Origin of the sequence: Streptomyces sp. SID5910, assembly GCF_009862125.1 — a bacterium.
Taxonomy (GTDB): domain Bacteria; phylum Actinomycetota; class Actinomycetes; order Streptomycetales; family Streptomycetaceae; genus Streptomyces.
This window is the reverse complement of sequence record NZ_WWHX01000826.1, coordinates 1-22,235: the sequence shown is the minus strand read 5'-3', so window position 1 is coordinate 22,235 and position 22,235 is coordinate 1. Positions and strand designations below refer to the sequence as shown.

At 73.2% G+C, this 22,235-nt stretch carries 19 protein-coding genes and 2 pseudogenes; 8 read left to right on the top strand and 13 right to left on the bottom strand.

Annotation, left to right across the window (positions count from 1 at the left end; translation table 11 throughout):
• From bluB to GTW67_RS29055, 6 genes are all read right to left on the bottom strand, one after another.
• On the bottom strand, window positions 1-3,438 hold a 3,438-nt coding region (gene bluB / locus GTW67_RS29080; RefSeq protein ID WP_161167728.1), incomplete at its 3' end, for a 5,6-dimethylbenzimidazole synthase.
• A gap of 346 nt (window positions 3,439-3,784) precedes the next feature.
• A complete protein-coding gene (gene cbiE, locus GTW67_RS29075) occupies window positions 3,785-5,005 on the bottom strand; it encodes a precorrin-6y C5,15-methyltransferase (decarboxylating) subunit CbiE (protein WP_161167727.1) in 1,221 nt (406 codons plus the stop codon).
• A 117-nt stretch (window positions 5,006-5,122) separates the two neighbouring features.
• Complete coding sequence (locus tag GTW67_RS29070; RefSeq protein WP_161167726.1) at window positions 5,123-5,761, bottom strand: GNAT family N-acetyltransferase; 639 nt, start codon at window positions 5,759-5,761, stop codon at window positions 5,123-5,125.
• Between the two features lie 132 nt (window positions 5,762-5,893).
• Window positions 5,894-6,721 carry a MetQ/NlpA family ABC transporter substrate-binding protein gene (locus GTW67_RS29065; protein ID WP_161167725.1) on the bottom strand — a complete coding sequence of 276 codons (828 nt, stop codon included), beginning with the start codon at window positions 6,719-6,721 and terminating at the stop codon, window positions 5,894-5,896.
• Window positions 6,722-6,802: 81 nt separating this feature from the next.
• Entirely contained in the window at window positions 6,803-7,540 is a 738-nt protein-coding gene (locus GTW67_RS29060) for a methionine ABC transporter permease MetI (protein WP_161167724.1), read from the bottom strand.
• Window positions 7,537-8,601 carry an ATP-binding cassette domain-containing protein gene (locus GTW67_RS29055; protein ID WP_161167723.1) on the bottom strand — a complete coding sequence of 355 codons (1,065 nt, stop codon included), beginning with the start codon at window positions 8,599-8,601 and terminating at the stop codon, window positions 7,537-7,539. The genes GTW67_RS29060 and GTW67_RS29055 overlap by 4 nt, the downstream gene beginning before the upstream one ends.
• 626 nt (window positions 8,602-9,227) lie before the next feature.
• On the opposite strand from GTW67_RS29055, the gene GTW67_RS29050 reads away from it, so the two are divergent.
• Both GTW67_RS29050 and GTW67_RS29045 read left to right on the top strand, forming a co-directional pair.
• Window positions 9,228-9,587, top strand: a complete 360-nt coding sequence (locus GTW67_RS29050; RefSeq protein ID WP_161167722.1) for a hypothetical protein — start codon at window positions 9,228-9,230, stop codon at window positions 9,585-9,587.
• Between the two features lies 1 nt (window position 9,588).
• Window positions 9,589-10,017, top strand: a complete 429-nt coding sequence (locus GTW67_RS29045) for a hypothetical protein (RefSeq protein ID WP_161167721.1) — start codon at window positions 9,589-9,591, stop codon at window positions 10,015-10,017.
• Window positions 10,018-10,048: 31 nt separating this feature from the next.
• Here GTW67_RS29045 and GTW67_RS29040 read toward each other — a convergent pair whose 3' ends face one another.
• From GTW67_RS29040 to GTW67_RS29030, 3 genes are all read right to left on the bottom strand, one after another.
• Entirely contained in the window at window positions 10,049-10,546 is a 498-nt protein-coding gene (locus tag GTW67_RS29040; RefSeq protein ID WP_161167730.1) for a GNAT family N-acetyltransferase, read from the bottom strand.
• Window positions 10,547-10,603: 57 nt separating this feature from the next.
• Complete coding sequence (locus GTW67_RS29035) at window positions 10,604-11,098, bottom strand: sigma-70 family RNA polymerase sigma factor (RefSeq protein WP_161167720.1); 495 nt, start codon at window positions 11,096-11,098, stop codon at window positions 10,604-10,606.
• Between the two features lie 73 nt (window positions 11,099-11,171).
• Window positions 11,172-12,368 carry a glycerophosphodiester phosphodiesterase gene (locus GTW67_RS29030; RefSeq protein WP_161167719.1) on the bottom strand — a complete coding sequence of 399 codons (1,197 nt, stop codon included), beginning with the start codon at window positions 12,366-12,368 and terminating at the stop codon, window positions 11,172-11,174.
• A gap of 517 nt (window positions 12,369-12,885) precedes the next feature.
• On the opposite strand from GTW67_RS29030, the pseudogene GTW67_RS29025 reads away from it, so the two are divergent.
• Window positions 12,886-13,579 (top strand): annotated as a pseudogene (locus tag GTW67_RS29025) (lysophospholipid acyltransferase family protein); the annotation flags it as partial.
• A gap of 86 nt (window positions 13,580-13,665) precedes the next feature.
• Here GTW67_RS29025 and GTW67_RS29020 read toward each other — a convergent pair.
• The 4 genes and pseudogenes from GTW67_RS29020 to argH form a co-directional block, all read right to left on the bottom strand.
• Entirely contained in the window at window positions 13,666-15,198 is a 1,533-nt protein-coding gene (locus GTW67_RS29020; protein WP_161167717.1) for an MFS transporter, read from the bottom strand.
• Window positions 15,199-15,201: 3 nt separating this feature from the next.
• A pseudogene (locus GTW67_RS29015) lies at window positions 15,202-15,747 on the bottom strand (TetR/AcrR family transcriptional regulator).
• Window positions 15,748-15,855: 108 nt separating this feature from the next.
• Window positions 15,856-16,827 (bottom strand): aldo/keto reductase, encoded by a 972-nt coding sequence (locus GTW67_RS29010; protein WP_161167716.1) that lies wholly within the window; start codon window positions 16,825-16,827, stop codon window positions 15,856-15,858.
• A 233-nt stretch (window positions 16,828-17,060) separates the two neighbouring features.
• A complete protein-coding gene (argH, locus tag GTW67_RS29005; RefSeq protein ID WP_161167715.1) occupies window positions 17,061-18,494 on the bottom strand; it encodes an argininosuccinate lyase in 1,434 nt (477 codons plus the stop codon).
• A 126-nt stretch (window positions 18,495-18,620) separates the two neighbouring features.
• On the opposite strand from argH, the gene GTW67_RS29000 reads away from it, so the two are divergent.
• The 5 genes from GTW67_RS29000 to GTW67_RS28980 all read left to right on the top strand — a co-directional run.
• Window positions 18,621-19,208 carry a pyridoxamine 5'-phosphate oxidase family protein gene (locus tag GTW67_RS29000; RefSeq protein ID WP_161167714.1) on the top strand — a complete coding sequence of 196 codons (588 nt, stop codon included), beginning with the start codon at window positions 18,621-18,623 and terminating at the stop codon, window positions 19,206-19,208.
• A 3-nt stretch (window positions 19,209-19,211) separates the two neighbouring features.
• Window positions 19,212-19,919, top strand: a complete 708-nt coding sequence (locus GTW67_RS28995) for a L,D-transpeptidase family protein (protein ID WP_161167713.1) — start codon at window positions 19,212-19,214, stop codon at window positions 19,917-19,919.
• Between the two features lie 76 nt (window positions 19,920-19,995).
• Window positions 19,996-21,378 carry a ferric reductase-like transmembrane domain-containing protein gene (locus GTW67_RS28990; RefSeq protein WP_161167712.1) on the top strand — a complete coding sequence of 461 codons (1,383 nt, stop codon included), beginning with the start codon at window positions 19,996-19,998 and terminating at the stop codon, window positions 21,376-21,378.
• A gap of 27 nt (window positions 21,379-21,405) precedes the next feature.
• Window positions 21,406-21,852: an FMN-binding protein gene (locus GTW67_RS28985; protein WP_161167711.1), complete on the top strand. Its 447-nt coding sequence runs from the start codon at window positions 21,406-21,408 to the stop codon at window positions 21,850-21,852.
• The coding region (locus GTW67_RS28980; protein ID WP_346010770.1) for an FAD:protein FMN transferase at window positions 21,845-22,235 on the top strand (391 nt) is incomplete at its 3' end. The genes GTW67_RS28985 and GTW67_RS28980, both read left to right, overlap by 8 nt.

Below are 22,235 nucleotides of genomic sequence, written 5' to 3'. Positions count from 1 at the left end.
TAGACCGGGGGTGGCGGGCAGGTCGGCGGCGACACCGACGTCCACGACGCAGACCTCGGCGCCGACCTGGGTGGCGAAGGCGTTGCAGACCGCTCCCCCGCCCAGGAAGTTGGCCACCATCTGGGCGGTGACCTCCTGGGGCCACGGCGTGACGCCCTGGGCGTGCACTCCGTGGTCACCGGCGAAGACGGCGACGGCCGCGGGCTCCGGGATCGGCGGCGGACACTGGCGGGACAGCCCGGACAGCTGCGCGGAGATGATCTCCAGCATGCCGAGCGCGCCGGCCGGCTTGGTCATGCGCTTCTGCCGCTCCCAGGCCTCGCCGAGCGCCTTGGCGTCCAGCGGGCGGATCTGCGCGACGGTCTCCGCGAGCAGGTCGTGCGGGGCCTCGCCGGGCAGGGCGCGGCGGCCGTACGTCTCCTCGTGGACGACCCACGACAGCGGGCGGCGCTTGGACCAGCCGGCCTGCATCAGCTCGGGCTCGTCCGGGAACTCGTCGACGTACCCGACGCACAGGTAGGCGACGACCTCCAGGTGCTCGGGCAGACCGAGGGCGCGGACCATCTCGCGCTCGTCGAAGAAGCTGACCCAGCCGACGCCGAGGCCCTCGGCGCGGGCGGCGAGCCACAGGTTCTCGACGGCGAGCGCGGAGGAGTACGGGGCCATCTGCGGCTGGGTGTGCCGGCCCAGGGTGTGGCGGCCGCCGCGGGTGGGGTCGGCGGTGACGACGATGTTGACCGGGGTGTCGAGGATGGCCTCGATCTTCAGTTCCTTGAACTGCTTGGCCCGGCCCTTGGGGAGGGACTTCGCGTACGCGTCGCGCTGGCGCATCGCCAGTTCGTGCATCGCGCGCCGCGTGTCGGCGGAGCGGATGACGACGAAGTCCCAGGGCTGCGAGTGGCCGACGGAGGGCGCGGTGTGGGCGGCCTCCAGGACGCGGAGCAGCACCTCGTGCGGGATGGGGTCGCCGCGGAAGCCGTTGCGGATGTCCCGGCGTTCCCGCATGACCTTGAGGACGGCCTCGCGTTCGGCGTCGTCGTAGGCGGGTGCGGCCGGGCCGGCGGGCTGTCGTACGTCTGCCTCTGCGGCCGTGCTCACGTGCGGGTCTTCCTGGTCTTCCTGTCCGGCGTCCCGGGTGTCCAGGTCGTCGGCGTTCTGTACGAGTCCGGCGTCGGCCTCGCGCGGGGCGGGCACGGCGTCCTGGGCCTCGGCGGGGAGGACGAGGGCCTCCGGCGGGGTGGGGGCGAGGTGCGGGGTAGTGGGCACCTGGCCGCCGTCGACCGGCACGAACCGGCCCACGGGCCGGGCCGGGTGGGGCGCCGTGGACTCGGCCGGGCCTCCGGGGTGGGCCGCCGCGTCGGTGTCCGGCAGGGACTGGGGGCCCTGGGCGGGCTGCGGGGCCTCCGGGTGGGGCTGCGCGGGGTGCTCCTGCACGGCGACGACCTCCTCGGCCTCCTGGACGACGGCGCCGGCCGGCTGGGGGTGCGGCGCGGGGGCGGGGGCGGGCTCGGCTTCGGCGGCCGGCCCGGCCGGGGGGACGGGCTCGGTGGCGGGGGTCGGCTCGGCGGGGGTGGTGGGCTCTGCAGGGATGGTGGGCTCTGCCGGAACGCCGGGCTCGGCCGGAACGCCGGGCTCGGCCGGTACACCGGGCTCAGACGGGACACCGGGTTCTGCCGGTACACCGGGCTCGGCCGGCGGGGTCGGGTCGGCCGCCACGGGCTGGGCGTCGGTCGGGGTCGGCTCGGCGGACGGGGTCTGGTCCACGGCCGGGAAAGGCTGGGGCGCGGGGGCCTCCGTGGGCTCTACGGTCGCCTCGGCTTCGTCCGTCACGGGCGGCTCGGAGGACTCCGGGGCGGGCGCGGGCGCCTCGGCGGCGGGCGTGGGCTCGGACGCGGGCGCCTCGGGGGCCGGTACGTCCTCACCCGGCGCCACTATCCCGGCAGCGGGCTCGGCCGCGCTCGGCTGCTCGGCGCCGGCATCCGGTGCGGACGTCACGGCGGTGGCCTGCTCGGCATCCGGCGCGGACGTCACGCCAGCTGCTTGCTCGGCCTCCGGACCCGGCACGGGCTCGGCAGCGACCGGTTCAGGTGCCTGCTCGGGCTCGGGGACGACCGCATCCGGAGCCTGCGTGGACTCGGGCGCGGGCGTCTCGACAGCGGGCGCGGGCTCAGGAACGGGCTCGGACTGAGCGACGGCCTCAGGAGCCGAGGCGGGGTCGGCCACGGGGGTCTCGGCCACCGGCGCGGACTCGGACGTGGGCGCCGGTACGTCCTCACCCGGCGCCACTGTCCCGGCAGCGGACTCGGACACACCGGGTTGCTCGACGCCGGCATCCGGCGCGGCGGCGGCCTGGTCGGCCTCCGGACCCGGCACGGCCTGGGCGTCGGGAACCTCGGTGACCGGCACGGACTCAGGAGCAACCAACTGCTCGAAGGCCGGCTCGAACGCGGGCGCCTCCACGGACGGCTCCGACTCGGTCACGACCGCCTCCGCAGCCGACGCGGCCTCGGGCGCAGTCACTTCAGGGGACGGCGCAGCCTCCGGCGCAACCGCCTCCGCGGCCGGCGCAGCCTCGGGCGCCGCCGGCTGCTGCGCGGGGGTCTCCCCCGGCACCTCACCGGCCCCGGTGTCACCGTCAGCCCCGGCGACGCCGTCGGCCTCGAACGCACCGTCGACCTCGGAGGCCCCCTCAACCTCAGGCACACCCCCCGGCATTGCCGCCTGCACGTCCGCCTCAACTCCAGGCTCACCGGCGCCCGCGGCCGGGGCCGCACCGGTCTCCCCCGGTGCCGGGGCGCTGCCCGTCGCCGCCACGGCCTCCGTCGCCACGCGGGTGACGAGTGCCTGGGCCGCACCCACCGGCTCGGAACGCTGTTCCGGTACCGGAACAACCGTTTCCGCAGGGGCCGCCCCGGCGCTCGGCGGGGCCGCCTGCGCGCCCCAGGGCGCCGCCCCCTGCGGAGGCATCGCCGCGGTCCCCGGGACGTCGAGGTACTCGGGGCCCGCGGTCGGCGGGCCGGCGTGCCGCATCGGCACGTCGGCGGGGCCCCGGTCGGCGAGGGAGCGGACGGGGCTGGCGGAGGTGTCGGGGATCGGCGGGCCGAGGTGCAGGGGCCGGCGCTGCGGGGCCGGCGCGGCCACGGGCTGCGCGGCCGGTTCCGGCAGACGGACGCCGCCGAGGTCGACCGAACCGCTGTCGCGGCCGGACATCTCGTGCGGGCCCGGCTGGTGCACGGTCTCGACGACGGGCTCCGGCGCGGGCGGGGCGACCTCGTTGCCCCAGGCGCTCTGGGCGCCAGGAAGCAGCAGGAGGTCCTCGTCCTCGGCGGTGGTCTCGGAGAGGTAGGTGTACGCGCCGGGTGCGGGGACGCCCGGCTGCTCCACCATGCCTGCGTTCTCCGGCAGCCCCTCGCCCGGGATCTGGCCGGTGTCGGTCATGCGTAACCCCTCGCCCATCGGTTAGTGCTTCTACGACCAGCTCACCCGGGACGGCGCACCGACCGCCCCGTAGTGAAGAACGAGCGTGCGTGCCCAGCGGCACGAACGACCCGCCGGAAAAGACGACAAAGCCATTGAGTGGCATTGTCGCGGTCGTTCCCCCGTCACGACAGCTTGATCCGCGACGGCCCGCTGTGGACTGCGCCACGTTGCGCGTCCTCCGGTTCTGCCGTACCACACACCACCCAAAACTGGCGGGTTTTCAGGACATTGGACGATGAAGCGTCCGGTGTCCCAGCGCGGTACAACAATCCGCCAGCCTACCTCGCGCGGTACGACGATCCGATCACGGGGCGCGGTCGGGCAATACCCCGCTGAGCAGGAACGCGACGCTCCGCTCCGTCTCCGTCCAGGCGCGGGTGTCGAGTCCGACGGACTGGAGCAGGGCGCACTCGACGCGGTAGCCGTGCTCCGACAGGTCCCTGCCCACGAGTTCGGCGGCGTCGCGGGTCGCCGCGTGGGCGACGATGCGCTGCGGGCGGCGGTCGGCGACCGCGGAGACGACGGCCGCTCCCCCGCCGCCGACGCGGACGACGTCCGGTTCGGGCAGGTTCTCCAGGACGTGCGGGGCGGTGCCGTGCACGGTCTGGAGCTGGACGCCGAAGTGCCGTGCGGTGGCCTCGGTGCGGGCGCAGGCGTCGCGGTCGCGGTCGACGGCGATGACGGCGGCGCCGCCGCGCGCGGCCTCGGTGGCGAAGGCGCCGCTGCCGCAGCCGATGTCCCAGACGAGGTCGCCGAGGCGCGGTCCGAGCCGGGCGAGCTGGGCCGTGCGCAGCAGCTCGGTCTCGCCCTCGCCGAGTTCGCCGCCGTAGGCCTCGGCGGGCAGCGACCAGCCGCGCGGTCCGCCGGCGGGGTCGCGGCCGGCGATCCAGGCGCTCCCGTCGGAGGGGCCGCCCGGTCCGGTGGCCCCGCCGACGACGATGACGACGTTGGGGTCGCGCCAGGTGTGGTCGGCGGCCTTGTCGGAGGTGACGACGGTGACCTGCTCGCGGGCGGTGCCGAGTTCCTCGCAGATGACGAAGGTGCGGTGGATGCCCTCCATGAGGAGGCCGAGTTCGGCGGGGCCGGCGCCCGGGGAGGTGAGGACCGCGACCTTGGTGTGGGCGCGGCATACGTTCACCGCGCGTCGCAGCGTACGGGGGTGGGCGACGACCACGTGGGCGTCGTCCCAGGGCATGCCGGCGCGGGCGAAGGCGGCGGCGACGGAGGAGACGGCCGGGTCGACCTCGACCTCCAGGCCGAACTCGGGGGCCCGCAGGGTGCGTACGACGCCGAAGAAGCCGGGGTCGCCGTCGGCGAGGACGACCGCCGTGCCCCGGTGGGCGGCGATGCGGCGGGCGGCGAGGGCGACGCTGCCGAGGCGGATGCGTTCGGCGGCGGGCGGCACCTCGGGCAGGGCGAGGTGGTGTGCGGCGCCGGCCACCAGGGTGGCGGCGCCGAGGGCTGCGCGTGCCGCGGCGGTCAGCGGCGAACCGTCCCAGCCGATCACCGTGACCCGGTCGGCCATCGTCGTCAGTCTCCAGGGGTCTTCGCAGGTGGTGGTCGCGGATTCCGCTCGTGGGCGGGCTCCGTGAGGGTACCTGGTGCTGCCTGGGGCGTGGGGGTGGCGCCGCCGTCCCCCAGGTCAGTTCCAGTCGGTGAAGGTGGTGAAACCGTCGCTGTCGGCCAGCTGCCCGGCCGCGCCCTCGATGTCCTCGGGCAGCAGGCTCCACACGATGAAGTCGGTGCGTACGTCGGTCCAGGTGCCGTCGTCGGTGCGCATGCGCGCTATGCAGGCGTTGCGCAGGACGCCCTCGCTGATGCAGCCGATCTTCTGGGCGACCTGCTGGGAGGCGGTGTTGTCGGCGGCGGTGCGCAGCTCGACGCGCTCGAACTTCTGGTCGCCGAAGAGCCACTGGGCGGTGGCGAGCGCGGCCTCGGAGGCGTAGCCCTCGCCGCGGGCCCAGGGGGCGACGATGTACGACAGCTCGGTGGACCGTACGTGCCAGTTGGTCTTGGTCAGCTGGACGATGCCGACGAGCCGCTGGGTGAGGAACTCGGTGACGGCGAGGTCGAGTCCGCGGCCGGCGGTGCGTTCGGCGGGGGCGTACTCGGTGATCCAGGTGCGGGCGCCCTGTTCGGTGAAGGGCTGCGGGACGTCGGTCCACGCGGCGACCTGCTCGTCGTTCATCATCGCCGCGAGGGAGGGGACGTCGTCCTCGTCGAGGGGGCGCAGCACCAACCGCTCCGTGCTGATGGAGATGTTGGGGAAGGTGCTCGTCATGCGCCGCTCCGTAACCTGTGTGACTGTCAGGACCTGCTGAACTGCCCAGCATGCAGCATGAAAGCACTCGGCCGCACGACGGGGTCCGCTCCCGCGCGGAGCGGACCCCTGGTGCGGCCGGGGGCCGGGTGATCAGAAGGAGGGGAGCACGGCGCCGGCGTACTTGTCCTCGATGAACTTCTTCACCTCGGGCGAGGTGAGGAGCTTCGCGAGCTTCTTGACGCGCGGGTCGTTCTCCTGGCCCTCCTTGACGGCGAGCAGGTTGTTGTTGGGGTTGTTCTCGGCGGTCTCCAGGACGAGGGCGTCCTTGGCGGGCTTCAGGTCGGCGCCGATGGCGTAGTTGCCGTTGACCACGGCCGCGTCCACGTCGTCCAGGGCGCGGGGGGTCTGGGCCGCCTCCAGCTCCTTGAACTTGAGGTTCTTCGGGTTCTTGGTGATGTCCGAGGGGGTCGCGGAGGTGCCGACGCCGTCCTTCAGGGTGATGATCCCGTTGGCCGCGAGCAGCTGGAGCGCGCGGCCCTCGTTGACGGTGTCGTTGGGGACGGCGACGGTCGCACCGCTCTTCAGCTCGTCGGCCTTCTTGACCTTGTGGGAGTAGAGGCCGAGGGGCTCCAGGTGCACGTCGACGACGGGCACGATGTGGGTGCCGCGCTTCTGGTTGAAGTCGTCGAGGTACGGCTTGGTCTGGAAGAAGTTGGCGCCGACCGAGCCGTCCTCCGTCGAGGTGTTCGGCGTGACGTAGTCGGAGACCTCCTTGACCTCGAGGTCGAGGCCCGCCTTCTTCGCCAGGTTGTCCTTGACGAAGTTGAGGATCTCGGCGTGCGGGGTCGGGCTGGCGGCGACGACGAGCGGGCCGGAGGTGTCGGAGGCGGCGTCCTTGTCCGAGCCGCAGGCGGAGAGCCCGAGGGTGAGGGCTCCGGCGGCGAGGACGGCGGTGGTGATCTTGGCGGTGTTACGCACGAAAAGTGCCTTTCCTGAGGTGGTGCGACCCCGTCTCCGGTACGTACGGGGAGTCTTCGGGGGTGTGTCGGGCCGGGTGTGTCAGGCGACCTTGCCGACGTCGGCGGCCGCGGGCTCCTTGGCCTTGAGCAGCCGGAGCCGGGGCGCGGCGCCTCCGCGTCCGCCGCGGCGGTGCACGGTGCGGGCCGCGTAGTCGCCGGCGAACTGGATGAGCGAGATGGCGACGGCGAGGAGCGCGACGGTGATCCACATGAAGGTGGGCTCGAAGCGCTGGTAGCCGTAGCGGACGGCGAGGTCGCCGAGGCCGCCGCCGCCGACGGTGCCGGCCATGGCCGAGTAGCCGATGAGGGCGATGACCGTGGTCGTGGTGCCGGCGATCAGCGACGGGAGCGCCTCGGGGACCAGGACCTTGCGGACGATGGTCCAGGTGTTGCCGCCCATGGACTGGACGGCCTCGACCAGCCCTCCGTCGACCTCGCGGACGGCCGTCTCGACGAGTCGCGCGAAGAAGGGGATGCCGCCGATGGCGAGCGGCACGATCGCGGCCTCGCTGCCGATGGTGGTGCCGGTGATCCAGCGGGTGAAGCTCATCAGCGCGACCATGAGGATGATGAACGGCATCGAGCGGCCGATGTTCACGATCTGGCCGATGACCTTGTTGACCACGACGTTCTGGAGCAGGCCGCCCCGGTCGGTGAGGACGAGGAGGACGCCGAGCGGGAGGCCCGCGGCCACGGCGATCAGGGTGGACCAGCCGACCATGATCAGGGTCTCCCAGGAGGCCTGCTCCAGCAGGGGCTGCATCTCGGACCAGGTCACTTGGCACCTTCCTTCACCAGCGAAGCCGACGGGGCCGGCGTGTCCGGCGTCTCGTTCACCACGTCGATCTGGAGGCCCTGTTCGCGCAGGAAGCCGACGGGCACGACGTTGTCCTCGTAGCGGCCGGGGAGTTCGATGCGCATCCGGCCGATCTGGAGGCCGCCGACGGTGTCGATGGCGGCGCCGAGGATCGATATGTCGATGTTGTAGGTGCGGGACAGCTGGGAGATGACGGGCTGGGTGGCGGCCTCGCCGTGGAAGGTGACGTCGAGGACGGTGCGGTCGTCCGCCGACGCCTCGCCGCCGACCGGGAAGAGGGCGGAGGCCAGCTCGGACCCGGGGGTGGCCAGCAGCTCGCCGACGGTGCCGGACTCGACGATGCGGCCCCGGTCCATGAGGGCGGCCGAGTCGCAGACGCGCTTGACTACGTCCATCTCGTGGGTGATGAGCAGGACGGTCAGGCCGAGCTCGCGGTTGAGGTCGCGCAGCAGCTGGAGGATGGAGCGGGTGGTCTCCGGGTCGAGCGCGCTGGTGGCCTCGTCGGAGAGCAGGACCTTGGGGTCGCCGGCCAGGGCGCGGGCGATGCCGACGCGCTGCTTCTGGCCGCCGGAGAGCTGGGCGGGGTAGGACCTGGCCTTGTCGGCGAGGCCGACCAGGTCGAGCAGTTCCAGCGCCTTGCGGGAACGTTCCTTCCCGGACCTGCCGAGGATCTCCAGGGGCAGCTCGACGTTGTCCTGCACGGTCCGCGTGGACAGCAGGTTGAAGTGCTGGAACACCATGCCGATACGGCTGCGCGCCTGCCGCAGTTCCCGGCCGGCGCGGGGGCCGCGCCCGGCGAGCGCGGTGAGGTCCTGGCCGGCGACGGTGACCGTGCCGGAGGTGGGGCGCTCCAGGAGGTTGACGCAGCGGATGAGCGAGGACTTGCCGGCGCCGGACTGGCCGATGACGCCGAACACCTCGCCCTCGCGGACGTGCAGGTCGACGCCGTCCAGGGCGGTGACCTCGCGGCCGCGGGAGCGGTGCGACCGATAGACCTTCGTGAGGCCCGATGTGGTGATCACGTGGGTTTCCGTCACTGTCGAGTGCGCGGCGCGGGTGTGGGCGCCGGGCACGGGGGCGTTGTTCTTCGGGGTTCTCGGGGGACCTTCGGAACGCGGCACGGTTCTCGTGGCGGCGGTGCGCGGTGGCGGTGGACCGGGGAGAACGTGCGCGGGGCGTGGCTCGGCCGCGTGCGCGGGGCGCGGCGGCGTGGCACGAGCCGGCACTCGCTTCGGGGCGCGAGGCTCAGATGGTGCGGGGGCCCTCTAGAAGGCGCACATTCGGCACATACAACGAGCACCGGGCGTCGTCGTCGCCTCGGTCGCAGGGGTGCGGTCGCTCGTGGTGCTCATGCGATCAGTAAAGCAGACCGGCGCTTGCGAGCGGACACCGCTGTCCGGATGGTGGACAGCGGTGGACGGTGGCCGGTCATTCGGGGCCGCGGCTCGGTGCCGGGCGGAGACCTCGGTCCCGCCGCCGGTGACCAGTAGGGACAGGGCCGGGAGGTCAGCGGCCACGAGGCCGGCGTCGAGGTCGGCGGCCGGGTGGTTGTGGCCAACGCCACGGTGGTCATGCGGGCGGCGCGGTCGGCCGTCCCGGGCGGGGCCCGCGCGCGGCGGGCCTTTTCGGGCGTAATAGGGTCGCTGCCATGTTTGACGTCCTGACGCTGGTGACCGGAGTCGCCGCGCTGCTGCTCGCCGCCTGGTGCGGCTGGGCGGCCTACCGTGACCAGCCGACGAAGGACTGGCACTTCATCGGCATGGCCGCGGTCTCGGTGCTGGCGCTGATCCAGCTGGTGGTCGGGATCGTGCAGCTGGCGCGGGGCGAGAAGCCGGAGCAGGGCACGACGATCTTCGTGGCGTATCTGCTGGGCGCCTTCGCGTGTGTCCCGGCGGCGGGGTTCATGTCGCTGGCCGAGCGCACCCGCTGGGGTTCGGTGACGGTGGCCGCCGGCGGTGTGGTCCTCGCCGTCCTGGAAGTGCGGCTGTATGACATCTGGGGAGGCTGAGATGACGGCGACCGAGGAGAAGCCGGCCCGCACCCGGCTGATCGCCGGGCCGGGGATCCTGCTGGTGTGGCTGTACGGGGTGATGGTCGTCGGTGCCGTGTCGCGGTCCGCGTACCAGATCGCCACGGACTTCGACCGGGCTCCGCTCGCCTACACGCTGTCGGCCGTCGCCGGTGTCGTCTACGGCTTCATCACGTACACCCTGGTGCGCGGCGGGGAGACGGCCCGCAGGGCGGCGCTGGTGTGCTGCGCCGCCGAGCTGGTGGGTGTGCTGGCCGTGGGGACGTGGACGATGGCCGAGCCGTCGCTGTTCGCCGACACGACCGTGTGGTCCGACTTCGGGATGGGCTACGTCTTCATCCCGGTACTGCTGCCGCTGTCCGCGCTGTACTGGCTGCGCAGGGGCGCCCCGCACGGGGACGCCGCCTGAGACCGCCGGTCAGCCGGGGCGTGCCCGCGGCTCACGCCGTCGTCGCGTACGCCCCCGCCGGCTTCTCCAGGATGATCATCATGACGCCGTCCGCGCCCTCGGCCGTCCCCACCGTCTCGTAGCCGACCCGCCGGTACAGGCGCAGGTTGCTCTCGCTGCGGTGGCCGGTGTGCAGACGGAAGCGCTTGGCGCCGCGCTCCCCGGCGAGGGCGGACTCCGCGGCCCGCAGCAGGCGGGCGCCGATGCCGTGGCCCTGGAGGCGGGGGTGGACGCAGAGCTTGCCGATGGAGGCTGCGCCGTCCTCGGTCACCCGGCCGCGGACCGAGCCGACGACCTCGTCGCCGAGCCGCGCCACGAAGACGCAGTCGCCGGCGACCTCGTCGCGCACGGAGTCGAGGGTCTGGACGAGGGGGTCGATGCGGTAGTTGCCGTACAGCGCCGCCTCGCTCTGGAAGCAGAGGTACTGAAGCCGGAAGATCTGCTCGGCATCCTGCTCGGTCGCCGCCGAGATGGTCACGCTCATGCCCATGTGCGCATGCCTCCCGCTCACCTGATCACCTGTGGTCCCCCACTCCTATCCCCGTCCTCAGCGGGCCGCAACCTCCGGCGTCAGCAATCGCCGAAGACATCCCAGACATCTGGAGCGTTCCGGCCCAAGACTGCCCTGTGAGATACCCAACTCCCCCGCGATCTCCCGGTATGTGAGGTCCTTCGGGGACAGCAGGGCCTCCATCAGCCGGGGGCAGCGGCCGGGCAGCCGGCGCACGGCGTCGCGCAGGGCGCGGTGGCGGGCCGCGGTCAGGGCGAGTTGCTCGGGCCGGCGTTCGGCGGCGTCGGCGGGTTCGCTCTCGTACGGCCGCTCGGCGCGGGCGGTGCGGCGGGCGCGGCGGGCCTCGGTGCGGACGGCGCTGCGCAGCCAGCGGTGGGGGTCGTGCGGCGGGCCGTCGGCCTCCAGGCGTTCCAGCAGGCGCAGCCACACCGCCTGCTCCAGGTCTCCGGGCTCGGCGCCGGTGGCATATGCCTCGGCCGAGACCTCCGCGGCGAGGAGGGGGCGCAGGGTGGTGACCAGGTCGTGCGTCATATGCAGTGCGACGCGGCCGCCCGGACGGCGGTTGCCCGGGCGGCCGGACGTCACCCCAACCGGTGGGTGCGGCTCAGCGGTTGACGAAGTCCTCGCGGGCCAGCACGCCGGTGTCCGGGTTGTCGGTGAAGACGCCGTCGATGCCGGTGGCGAAGTACGTGTGGAAGGCCCCGAAGGCGTCGCCGTAGGCGTCGGGGTCCGAGCCCTTGCGGAACTCCGCGGGCAGGAAGGGGTTCTCGTTGCGCATGGTGTAGGGGTGCAGGATCAGGCCCGCGCGGTGCGCGTCGCGGACGAGCGTCGTCGGTTCGGTGAGGCGCCCGGCGGAGTCCTTCGGGATGATCAGGTCCAGGGTGGGGCCGATGCCCTGGGCGTAGGAGGCGATCTCCTTCAGGCCGGCGGGCGTGACGAGGTCGGCGGTCGTGCGGGGGTCGCCGGTCTCGACGAAGTCCCAGGGGCGGCTGTTCGCGCCGGACAGCAGGACGGCGAGGGGGTTGCCGACGAGCTTGTTCATCCGCTGGATGCTGGTCGGCTCGAAGGACTGGATGATGACGGGCGCGTTCTTCCCGTCCTTGCCGTGCCTGCGCAGGAGCCGGGCGAGGCGCTCCTCCGTGGCCAGGCCCAGTTTGCGGAAGTAGGTGGGGTGCTTGATCTCGGGATAGATCCAGACCTGCTTGCCGCGCCTGCGGGTCTGCTCGTCCTGCCAGCGGAGCACCTCTTCGAAGGTGGGGATCTCCCAGCGCCCGTCGTAGAGGGTGTTGTGCGGGCGGTTGGCCGGGATGCGCTCGGTGGCGCGGAGCGTCTTGAGCTCGGCGAGGGTGAAGTCCTCGGTGAACCAGCCGGTGGTGGAGACGCCGTCGAGCAGCTTGGTGCGCTTGCGGCCGGCGAACTCGGGGTGGTCGGCGACGTCGGTGGTGCCGCCGATCTCCGGCTCGTGCCGGCAGACGAGGTGGCCGTCCTTGGTGGGGACCAGGTCGCCGGCCTCGACGATGTCGGCGCCCATGTCCAGGGCCAGCTCGTAGGAGCCGAGGGTGTGTTCGGGGCGGTAGCCGCTGGCGCCGCGGTGGCCGATGACGGTGGGGACCGGCAGGCCCTTCAGCCCGCCCTGGCCGCCCTGACCGCCGCGGTGCCGGGTGTCGGCGGCTCTCGCCGTGCCGGACAGGCCCAGAACGGCTCCGCCGCCCAGCACGGCCGCGCCGAGGAGCGCCCGCCGTCCGGTGCCGCCCGCCCGCTCGACCGGTTCCTGCGTTCCCTGCGCACCCTGCGTTCCCATGGGGACCTCCCGCCGTTGGCCGTCGCTGCGGGCCGATCGTAGGGGCGCGTACATGACGAGCGGGAGACCGCGCGCGGAACACGCGGGTGGCCCGGGATGTCGGGCGGGAGCGGAGGGGCGGCTGGGGCGCGATGTCTGACGTCGCATCGGCTTGGGGGTGCGCGTCCGGGGTACGCGGTGGGTGGCCGCGGCTCGCCGTGGCGGTGCCCGACGGGACCCGTGGCCGCGGAGAAGGGGTCGGCGGCGCGGCCCGGACGGCGCGCCTCACGTGGTCCGCGCGTCCCGCGTGCTTCGATCCGGGCGGTGCCCACGCCCAGGTCGTGTCGCGGCCCGGGAGCACGGACGCCGGTCCCCGCGGACGCGAGTTGCCTCACACCCCGCCGTCCGCGTTACGGCCGTGCAACACCCCGGCACCGCAGGTGAACACGCGTCAACACCAGGTAAGACCTCGGTGAACCCGACGTGCGCGACCCCCTGGGCCGCGAGTAATGTCCTCACCTGCACAGACTCATACCGCATCCCCGACACCGGAGGACCCGTTGTCCCGCTTCGTGTTCATCAAGGCAGTGCTCGGTCCGATCATGCGCCTGATGTTCCGTACCCGGGTGGAGGGCGTGGAGAACATCCCGGGCGACGGTCCGGTGATCCTGGCCGGCAACCACCTCACCTTCATCGACTCGGTGATCATGCCTCTGACCTGCGACCGGCAGGTCTTCTTCATCGGCAAGGACGAGTACGTCACCGGCAAGGGCCTCAAGGGCCGGCTGATGGCCTGGTTCTTCACCGGTGTCGGCATGGTCCCGGTCGACCGGGACGGCGGCCGGGGCGGGGTCGCGGCGCTGATGACCGGCCGCCGCATCCTGGAGCAGGGCAACGTCTTCGGCATCTACCCGGAGGGCACCCGCTCCCCCGACGGCCGCCTCTACCGCGGCCGGACGGGCATCGCGCGGCTCACCCTGATGACCGGCGCCCCCGTCGTCCCGTTCGCGGTGATCGGCACCGACAAGCTCCAGCCGGGCGGCGCGGGCCTGCCCCGGCCGGGCAAGGTCACGGTGCGCTTCGGCGAGCCGATGGAGTTCTCCCGCTACGAGGGCATGGACCGCGACCGCTACGTCCTGCGGGCCGTGACCGACTCCGTGATGACCGAGGTCATGCGGCTGTCCGGCCAGGAGTACGTGGACATGTACGCCAGCAAGGCGAAGGCGGCGTAACACCGCACGGAACACACGCGCCGAGGGCGGGCCACCGGATGGTGACCCGCCCTCGGCGCGTGTCCGTACGTACGGCTTCCGTACGGCTACGGGTGCTCGACCCCGTCCTCCAGCCGCTGGCCGCGCAGCAGGAACCAGGCCGCGCCGGCCGCTGCCAGCAGTACCGCCGCGCCGATGCCCGAGGCGAGCGTCAGTCCGTCGACGAAGGACTGGCGGGCGGCGTCCAGCAGCGCCGCGGCCGTGTGCGCGGGCAGTTCGGAGGCGGCCTCCACCGCGCCGCCCAGCGACTCGTGGGCGGCGGCCGGGGTGCCCGCCGGGCCGGTGAAGTCCCGGTAGACGCCGGTCACGATCGAGCCGAGCAGGGCGATGCCGAGGGCGGCGCCGAGCTCGTACGCCGTCTCGGAGACCGCCGAGGCGGCGCCCGCCTGCTCCTTGGGGACGCTGGAGAGGATCACGTCGGCGGTGACGGTGAACGAGAACCCGGCGCCGACACCGACCACCAGCAGGGCCGCGCCGAGCAGCGGATAGCCGGTGTGCTGGTCGATGACGGTCAGCGCGGCGAGCGCGAGACCGACGGCGGCTAGCCCGCCGGAGACCACGGCACGCACCGAGAAGCGCCGGGCGACGCGGCCCGCGATCAGGCCGGCCACCACCGCGCCGATCGCGGCGGGCAGTTCGGCGAGGCCCGCCTCGAACGGACGCCTGCCCTGCACGAGTTGCAGGTACTGCGACAGGAAGAACACCAGCCCGGACAGGCCGAGGATGGTCAGCAGGTCGGCCAGCACGGCGCCGCTGAAGCCGCGGCTGCGGAACAGCCGCATGTCGAGCAGCGGGACCGGCATGGTCAGCTGGCGGCGGACGAAGCCGTACAGCGCGGCGGCGCCCAGCAGGCCCACGGCGAGCGTGGCCCACCCGAAGCCGTGCGCGGCGGTCTCCTTGACGGCGTACACGACACCGACCATGCCGACCAGGGAGAGGACGACGCTGGCCAGGTCCCACGGGCCCGGGTCGGGGTTGCGGGACTCGGGCAGCAGCTTGATGCCGACGAGGACCAGGACGACCATCACGGGCAGGTTGATCAGGAAGACCGAGCCCCACCAGAAGTGCTCCAGCAGGAAGCCGCCCACGATGGGGCCGACGGCCGTGCCCGCGGAGGCGGTGGCGCCCCAGATGCCGACGGCGAGGCTGCGCTCGCGCGGGTCGTGGAAGAGGTTGCGGATCAGGGCGAGGGTGGCGGGCATCAGGGTGGCGCCCGCGACGCCGAGCAGGGCCCGGGCGACGATCATCAGCTCGGGCGTGGAGGCGTAGGCGTTGAGGACCGAGATCAGGCCGAACGCCGTGGCGCCGACGAGCAGGATCCGTTTGCGGCCGATGCGGTCGCCGAGGCTGCCCATGGAGACCAGCAGACCGGCGATGACGAACGAGTAGACGTCGCCGATCCACAGCAGCTGGGTGCCGGAAGGCGCGAGGTCCTCGCTGATGTAGGGGGTCGCGAGACCGAGGACGGTCGCGTCGACGGCCACCAGCAGTACGGCCAGCACGAGGACGGACAGCGCGAGCCAGCGGCCGGGGCGCTTCACCGCCTCGGGCGGCTGTGCCGACTGCAGGGTGCGGGTCATGGTTCACTCTCTCCGAAGTGCGCCGCCGAGCAGCAGCTCGACGGTCATATGGGTGAAGTCGTTGCGGGCCACGCGGCCCTCGGTCACCGCCCAGGCGCCGGAGGCCAGCAGGCCGTAGAGCGCCTCGGTGAGCCAGACCGGGGTGAGGTCGATGCGGAACTCGCCGCTCTCCTAGCCCCGGCGGAACAGCTCGGTGAGCCGGGCGTCGATGCGGGCCCAGCCCTCGTTCTGCTGCTCGCCCTCGAAGAGCTGGTTCTCCGTGTAGAGGAAGGCGAGCAGGCCGGCCGCGGGTTCCATCTCCCGCACGAGCCGGCGCACCGCGTCCGCGGCGGGCCCGTCGAGCGGGCGGGCCGCGTCCAGGGCCGCCTCGCACTCGGCGATACCGAGCGCCTCCAGGGCGCGGACGAGGGCGTCGCGCCCGGCGAAGTGCCGGTGCAGCGTGGCCCGGCTGATCCCGGCGGCCCGCGCGACCTCGTCCATGGTCGCGGTGGCTCTGCGGGTCAGCAGGGCGGCGGCGCTGCGCAGTACCTGTTCTCGATCGACGGCCATGAGACAACGGTAACCCATGTGAGACGTTGATGTCTCACCATGGGCGTGTGTGACTCACCACCGGGTGCCCAGGGGGGCTGCCGGAGGTGTCACTCGGGCGGTGGCCGGTCAGTGCCAGGGCAGCTGTCCGCGCCGCTCCCAGTAGGCGCCCGGCTCCTCGGCGAGGCCGGCGAGGCGCGTCACCTGGTCGTCGTCGAGGTCGACGACGGCGGCGTGCAGGTTCGAGCCGAGCTGGCCGACGGTCGCGGCGCCGGAGAGGACCACGCCGGCCCAGGGCTGCCGCAGGACGAGCGCGAGGGCGACCGCGTCGCAGCCCAGGGTCGTCTCCTCGGCCACCGCCTTCAGGGCGGCCGGCGCGTGCGGTTCGGCGAGGCGGCCGTTGGCCATGCCCTCCTTGACGATCACCGTGAGCCCGGCGTCGTGCGCCTCGGCCAGCGCGGGCCCGGCGGAGGTCTCCAGCGCGTTGTACGTGGACTGGACGGTACGGAAGAGGGGCTCGCCGTCGACGGTCACGGCGAGCGCGGCGCGGATGGTGTCGGCCTGGGCGGGGCCGCTGGTGGAGAAGCCGACGGTGACGCCCCGGCCGGCGGCCTCCGCGAGCTCGGCGTGCAGCTTCGCGTCGGTGAGGGCCGGGCTGTCGGGGGTGAGGGAGTGGATCTGGTAGAGGTCGAGCCGGTCGCCGAGGAGGGCGTCGGTCTCGGCGCGCTGGCGCTCGTAGGTGGCGAGGCCGTGGTCCTTGACCTCGTGCTGCTCGGCGTCGGCGGACCAGTCGGCGGTGTAGGTGTAGCCCCACTTGCTGCCGACGACGACGTCGTCGGCCTCGGGCCGCTCCCGGAGCCAGCCGGCGAGGAACTCCTCCGAGCGGCCGTAGGAGCGGGCCGCGTCGAAGTAGCGGACGCCCTGCGCGTAGGCGGCGTCGAGGAGGTCGTGGGTGCGTTCGCGCATCCGCTCGACGCCGCGGTCCTCTCCGAGGTCGCGGTCTCTGCCGAGGTTGATGTAGCCGGGGCGGCCGACGGCGGCGAGGCCCAGGCCCATGTGGCAGGTGGGCGTCGTCGCGGCGGCGAGACGGGCGAAGGGCATCGAGGGCTCCGTTCGGTCGGCTCCGGTACGGCTTCGACCAACGTAACCCCTGACGACCTTCGCCTCAGGACTCGGTTCCTCCGGTGCGGCGGCGAGTGCGGGACCGTTGGGGCTCGTCGCGCAGTTCCCCGCGTCCCTTGGCGCCTCAGGACTCGGTCCCGGTGGTACGCCGGCGGGTGCGGGGCCGTCGGGGCTCGTCGCGCAGTTCCCCGCGCCCCTTCCGGGCGCTTTGCTCAGGCCTGCTTCTTCGCCTCGGCCCACTTGTGCTGGCCGGCCACGTCGGCCTTCATCTCGGCGAGCTGTACGGCGACCGCGCTGGGGGCCGTGCCGCCGCGGCCGTTGCGGGAGGCGAGGGCGCCGGGGACGTTGAGCACCGAGCGGACCTCGGGCGTCAGATGCGCGGAGATCTTCGCGAACTGCTCGTCCGTCAGCTCGTCCAGCTCCTTGCCCTCGGCCTCGGCGGCCTTCACGCACTCGCCGGCCACCTCGTGCGCGACCCGGAACGGCACGCCCTGCTTGACCAGCCACTCGGCGATGTCGGTGGCGAGCGAGAACCCGGCCGGGGCCAGCTCCTCCATGCGCTCGCGGTGCACGGTGAGGGTGGCCATCATGCCGGTGAAGGCGGGGAGCAGGACCTCCAGCTGGTCGATGGAGTCGAAGACCGGCTCCTTGTCCTCCTGGAGGTCGCGGTTGTACGCGAGCGGGAGGGCCTTGAGGGTGGCCATCAGGCCGGTCAGGTTGCCGATGAGGCGGCCGGACTTGCCGCGGGCCAGCTCGGCGATGTCCGGGTTCTTCTTCTGCGGCATGATCGACGACCCGGTGGAGAAGGCGTCGTGCAGGGTCACGAAGGAGAACTCCTTCGTGTTCCAGATGATGATCTCCTCGGCGATGCGGGAGACGTTGACACCGATCATCGCGGTGATGAAGGCGAACTCGGCGACGAAGTCCCGGGACGCCGTTCCGTCGATGGAGTTGCCGGCGCTGCCGTGCTCGAAGCCGAGGTCGCGGGCGACCGCCTCCGGGTCGAGGCCGAGGCTGCTGCCCGCGAGCGCGCCCGAGCCGTAGGGCGAGACGGCCGTCCGCTCGTCCCACTGGCGCAGCCGCTCCGCGTCCCGGGACAGCGCCTGGACGTGGGCGAGGACGTGGTGGGCGAAGAGCACGGGCTGGGCGTGCTGGAGGTGGGTGCGGCCGGGCATCGCCACGTCCGGGTGGGCCTCGGCGAGGCCGATCAGGGCGTCCTGGAGGTCGGCGATCAGGCCGCCGACCGTGCGGGCGTGGTCGCGCAGGTACATCCGGAAGAGGGTGGCGACCTGGTCGTTGCGGGACCGGCCGGCGCGCAGCTTGCCGCCGAGGTCGGGGCCGAGGCGCTCCAGCAGGCCGCGCTCCAGGGCCGTGTGGACGTCCTCGTCGGCGATGGTGCCGGTGAAGGAGCCGTCGGCGACGTCCGCCTCCAGCAGGTCGAGCCCGGCGATCATCCGGGTCAGCTCGTCCTCGGTGAGGAGGCCCGCCGCGTGCAGCACGCGCGCGTGGGCACGCGAGCCGGCGATGTCGTAGGGGGCGAGCCGCCAGTCGAAGTGGACGGACGCGGACAGCTTCGCCAGGGCCTCGGCGGGACCGTCGGCGAAACGGCCGCCCCAGAGCCGTACGTCACCGTTGTTGCTGCTCACTTGTGTCGCTCCTCACCGTGCGATCGCTGCTGTGCATGAGTATGCAGAGGTCTGCATGATTCGTCAATCTCGCAGTAGCGAAAACGGGGGAGACGGGACGGCCCCGCCACCCCATAATCGTTAGACATGGGAAAGACCTATGAACGCATAGACGGCCGCCTCCGCACGTTCATCGAGGCACAGCCCGTCTTCTTCACCGCCACCGCGCCCCTGACGGGCGACGGGACGGTCAACCTCTCCCCCAAGGGACTCACGGGCTCCTTCGCCGTGCTCGACGAACACACCGTGGCCTACCTCGACTTCGCCGGATCCAACGCCGAGACCATCGCCCATCTGCGGGAGAACGGGCGGATCACCCTCATGTGGTGCGCCTTCCAGGGCCCGCCGAACATCGTCCGGGTGCACGGGCGCGGCGAGCCGGTCTTCCGCGACGACCCGCGCTTCCCGGAACTGCTGACCCACTTCCCCGACATCGACCCGAGCACGCACGGACTGCGCGCCGTCATCGTCGTGACCGCCGAACTCGTCCGCGACACCTGCGGATACGGCGTCCCCTTCATGGCCTACGAGAACGACCGCGATCTGCACGCCAGGCGGTTCGCGCGGGAGGACGACGACTCCCTCAACGCGTGCTTCACCAAGAAGGAGCACATCGCGACGAGCCTGGACGGCCTTCCCGGGCTGCCGTTGCCGCTGCCCCCGTCTACGGTCTGAGCCATGCGCCCCGGTGCCGTTGCCGCCCTGACCGCCCTGTCCGCCCTCGTCCTGGGCGCCGCGCCCGCCCCCGGGCCGGCGCCCCGGCCGCTGCCCGCCCGGATGGCGGACACCGGCGGCGGCACCCAGTTGGTCACCGCCGTCGCCCCCGGCACCGGCTCGACCACGGGCACCGTCACCTGGTGGGACCGCAGGGGCGGCCGCTGGGTGAAGGCCGGTTCGGCGCCCGCCCGGTTCGGGGCGAAGGGGCTCGCGGACGGGGCGACGCGCACCCAGGGCACGAACACCACCCCGACCGGCCTGTACGACCTGCCGTACGCCTTCGGCATCCAGGGCGCGCCGCCCGGGACGGCGTACCCCTACCGTCCGGTGCGCCAGGACTCCTGGTGGTGCCAGGACGTCGCCTCCCGCGCCTACAACCGCTGGACCGAACCCCGCCCCGCCGACTGCCGCGCCGGCGAGGCCGAGCACCTGATCACCTACCCGGCGCAGTACGCGCACGCCCTGGTCGTCGGCTTCAACTACCACCGCCCGGTGCGCGGACGCGGCGCGGGCATCTTCCTGCACGTCAACGGGCGCGGGGCGACGGCCGGGTGCGTGTCGGTGCCGGCGGACGCGATGCGCCGGATCCTGCGGTGGGCGCGCCCGGGGGCCCGGCCGCACCTCGCGATCGGCACCTCGGGCGGGGCGACCGCGGTGACCCGCTACTGAGGAGCCGCGCGGGCTGAACATCCGGGCGCGGCGGTGCGTATCTGTGGGCCAAGGGTCAGATCCCGACGGAGGCACCGTGACCACCACGCTCGCCGGCGGCCGCGCCGCCCGCCGCCAGACGATGCGGCGCATCCGCCCGCGCCGTTCCCCGGCCGTCCCCCTGCTGCTCGCCGTGTGGGCGGGCGCGGCGGGCGTGTTGTGGCTGTGGTGGCGCAACACGCCCGCCATCACCGACGACACCGGGAGGATCCTCAACGCGGGCCGGATCACCGGGCTGCTCGCCGGGTACCTGATGGCGCTGGTGGTGCTCCAGATGGCCCGGGTGCCCGCGCTGGAGCGGCGGGTGGGCTCCGACCGGGTGGCCCGCTGGCACGCCATGACCGGCCGCTACACGCTCTGCCTGGTCCTCGCACACGTCTTCCTGATCATGTGGGGGTACGCAGCCCAGGCCGGCAAGGGCCTCGGCGACATCGTCGCGCAGACGGTCGACTCCGTGAACCAGCTGCCGGACCTGGGCAAGGCCGCCACCGGCACCGCCCTGTTCCTGCTCATCGGGCTGCTCTCCGCCGGCCCGGTGCGCCGCCGGATCCCGTACGACGTCTGGTACCACGTGCACCTGCTCACCTACGCGGCCGTGTTCCTGACCTTCTGGCACCAGCTGGCCACCGGCAACGACTTCGCCGTCGAGCCGGTCGCCGGGACCGTCTGGTACGCCCTGTACGGGACGGTGAGCGCGCTCGTGCTCTGGTACCGCGTCCTGACCCCGCTGCGCCTCAACCTGCGGCACCGGCTGCGGGTCGAGGCGGTGATCGAGGAGACGCCCGGGATCGTGTCGGTGCTGATCGGCGGGCGCCGGCTGCACCGGATGGGCGCGGAGGCCGGTCAGTTCTTCCGCTGGCGGTTCCTGGCGCCGGGCATGCGGTTCAGCTCCCACCCGTACTCGCTGTCGGCGGCGCCGCGTCCGGACATGCTGCGGATCACCGTGAAGGCGATCGGCGACCACAGCGCCCGGCTGCGCGAGCTGACGCCCGGCACCCGGGTCTGGGCGGAGGGCCCGTACGGCGCCCTGACCGCCCAGCGCCGCAGCCGCGGCAAGGTCCTGCTGGTCGCGGGCGGGGTCGGGATCACCCCGATGCGGGCGCTGTTCGAGACGCTGCCCGGCGCGTCCGGTGACATCACGCTGCTCTACCGGGCCAACAGCACGCAGGATCTGGCGCTGTGGGACGAGCTGTCCAGGATCGCCGAGGAGCGCGGGGCGCGGCTGATGTACGCGGTCAACAGCCCGGACGGGGAACGGCCGGACATCTCCGCGGAGACCCTGAGCCGCAAGATCCCCGACGTCGACCGCCACGACGTCTTCCTGTGCGGGCCGCCCGGTTTCGCCCAGTCGGTGTACGAGGCACTGCGCGGCGCGGGAGTCCCCGCCCGCCGTATCCACCACGAGTCGTTCGCGATGTGAGCGACGGATGTCAGGAGCTCAGCGGAGATGAGGAAGAGCCACCCCGTGCGGCGTGCCGTGCTCGCCGGTGCCGCGACCGTGTCCGGGATCGTGCTGCTGCTGTCGCTGAAACCGGCGTCCGACCCGGGTGCCGCCGCGGCGGCGGGCGGCGCGGCGCCACCCGTGGCCGCGCAGTCGCCGCAGGGCGGGCGGGGCGCGGGCGCCGGTACGGTCACCGGCGACGTGGCCGACACGCAGTACGGCCCGGTACAGGTCCGGGTCACCGTCAGCGGCGGCCGGATCACCGCGGCCGAGGCCGTCCGGGCACCCCAGGGCGGGCAGAGCGACCGGGTCACCGCCGACGCGGTGCCCAAGCTCAACCAGGCGGCGATCACGGCCGGCAGCGCCGACATCGACGCCGTCTCCGGGGCGACCTACACCAGCGCCGGGTACCGGAAGTCGCTCCAGTCGGCGCTGGACCGGGCCGGTGGCTGACAGCGGAGCCGAGCCCGCACAGGCTCCCGCCGCGGTGCGCCGGGTGGTAGAGACGATGGGGACCGTCTTCTCCCTCGACGTCCGCGGCGGGGATCCGGCGCTCGTACGGCGGGCGCTGGACGAGGCGGTCGCCGGGCTGCACCGGGTGGACGAGGTGTTCAGCACCTATCGGGAGGACAGCCAGGTGTCCCGGCTGGCGTGCGGCGAGCTGTCCCTCGCGCAGTGCGCGCCCGAGGTCGCGGAGGTGCTGGAGCTGGCGGCGCGGGCGGAGCGGGTGAGCGAGGGCTGGTTCAGTCCGTCGTACCGGGGGCGGCTCGATCCGACGGGCATCGTCAAGGGCTGGGCGGTGGAACGGGCGGCCCGGCTGGTCGCGGGAGCGGGGG

Coding starts and splice junctions, on each gene's coding strand:
- cbiE (WP_161167727.1), bottom strand. CDS start 5,005: ATGGCCGACCGGGTCACGGTGATCGGCTGGGACGGTTCGCCGCTGACC.
- GTW67_RS29070 (WP_161167726.1), bottom strand. CDS start 5,761: ATGACGAGCACCTTCCCCAACATCTCCATCAGCACGGAGCGGTTGGTG.
- GTW67_RS29050 (WP_161167722.1), top strand. CDS start 9,228: ATGTTTGACGTCCTGACGCTGGTGACCGGAGTCGCCGCGCTGCTGCTC.
- GTW67_RS29045 (WP_161167721.1), top strand. CDS start 9,589: ATGACGGCGACCGAGGAGAAGCCGGCCCGCACCCGGCTGATCGCCGGG.
- GTW67_RS29040 (WP_161167730.1), bottom strand. CDS start 10,546: ATGGGCATGAGCGTGACCATCTCGGCGGCGACCGAGCAGGATGCCGAG.
- GTW67_RS29035 (WP_161167720.1), bottom strand. CDS start 11,098: ATGACGCACGACCTGGTCACCACCCTGCGCCCCCTCCTCGCCGCGGAG.
- GTW67_RS29030 (WP_161167719.1), bottom strand. CDS start 12,368: ATGGGAACGCAGGGTGCGCAGGGAACGCAGGAACCGGTCGAGCGGGCG.
- GTW67_RS29020 (WP_161167717.1), bottom strand. CDS start 15,198: ATGACCCGCACCCTGCAGTCGGCACAGCCGCCCGAGGCGGTGAAGCGC.
- GTW67_RS29010 (WP_161167716.1), bottom strand. CDS start 16,827: ATGCCCTTCGCCCGTCTCGCCGCCGCGACGACGCCCACCTGCCACATG.
- GTW67_RS29000 (WP_161167714.1), top strand. CDS start 18,621: ATGGGAAAGACCTATGAACGCATAGACGGCCGCCTCCGCACGTTCATC.
- GTW67_RS28995 (WP_161167713.1), top strand. CDS start 19,212: ATGCGCCCCGGTGCCGTTGCCGCCCTGACCGCCCTGTCCGCCCTCGTC.
- GTW67_RS28985 (WP_161167711.1), top strand. CDS start 21,406: ATGAGGAAGAGCCACCCCGTGCGGCGTGCCGTGCTCGCCGGTGCCGCG.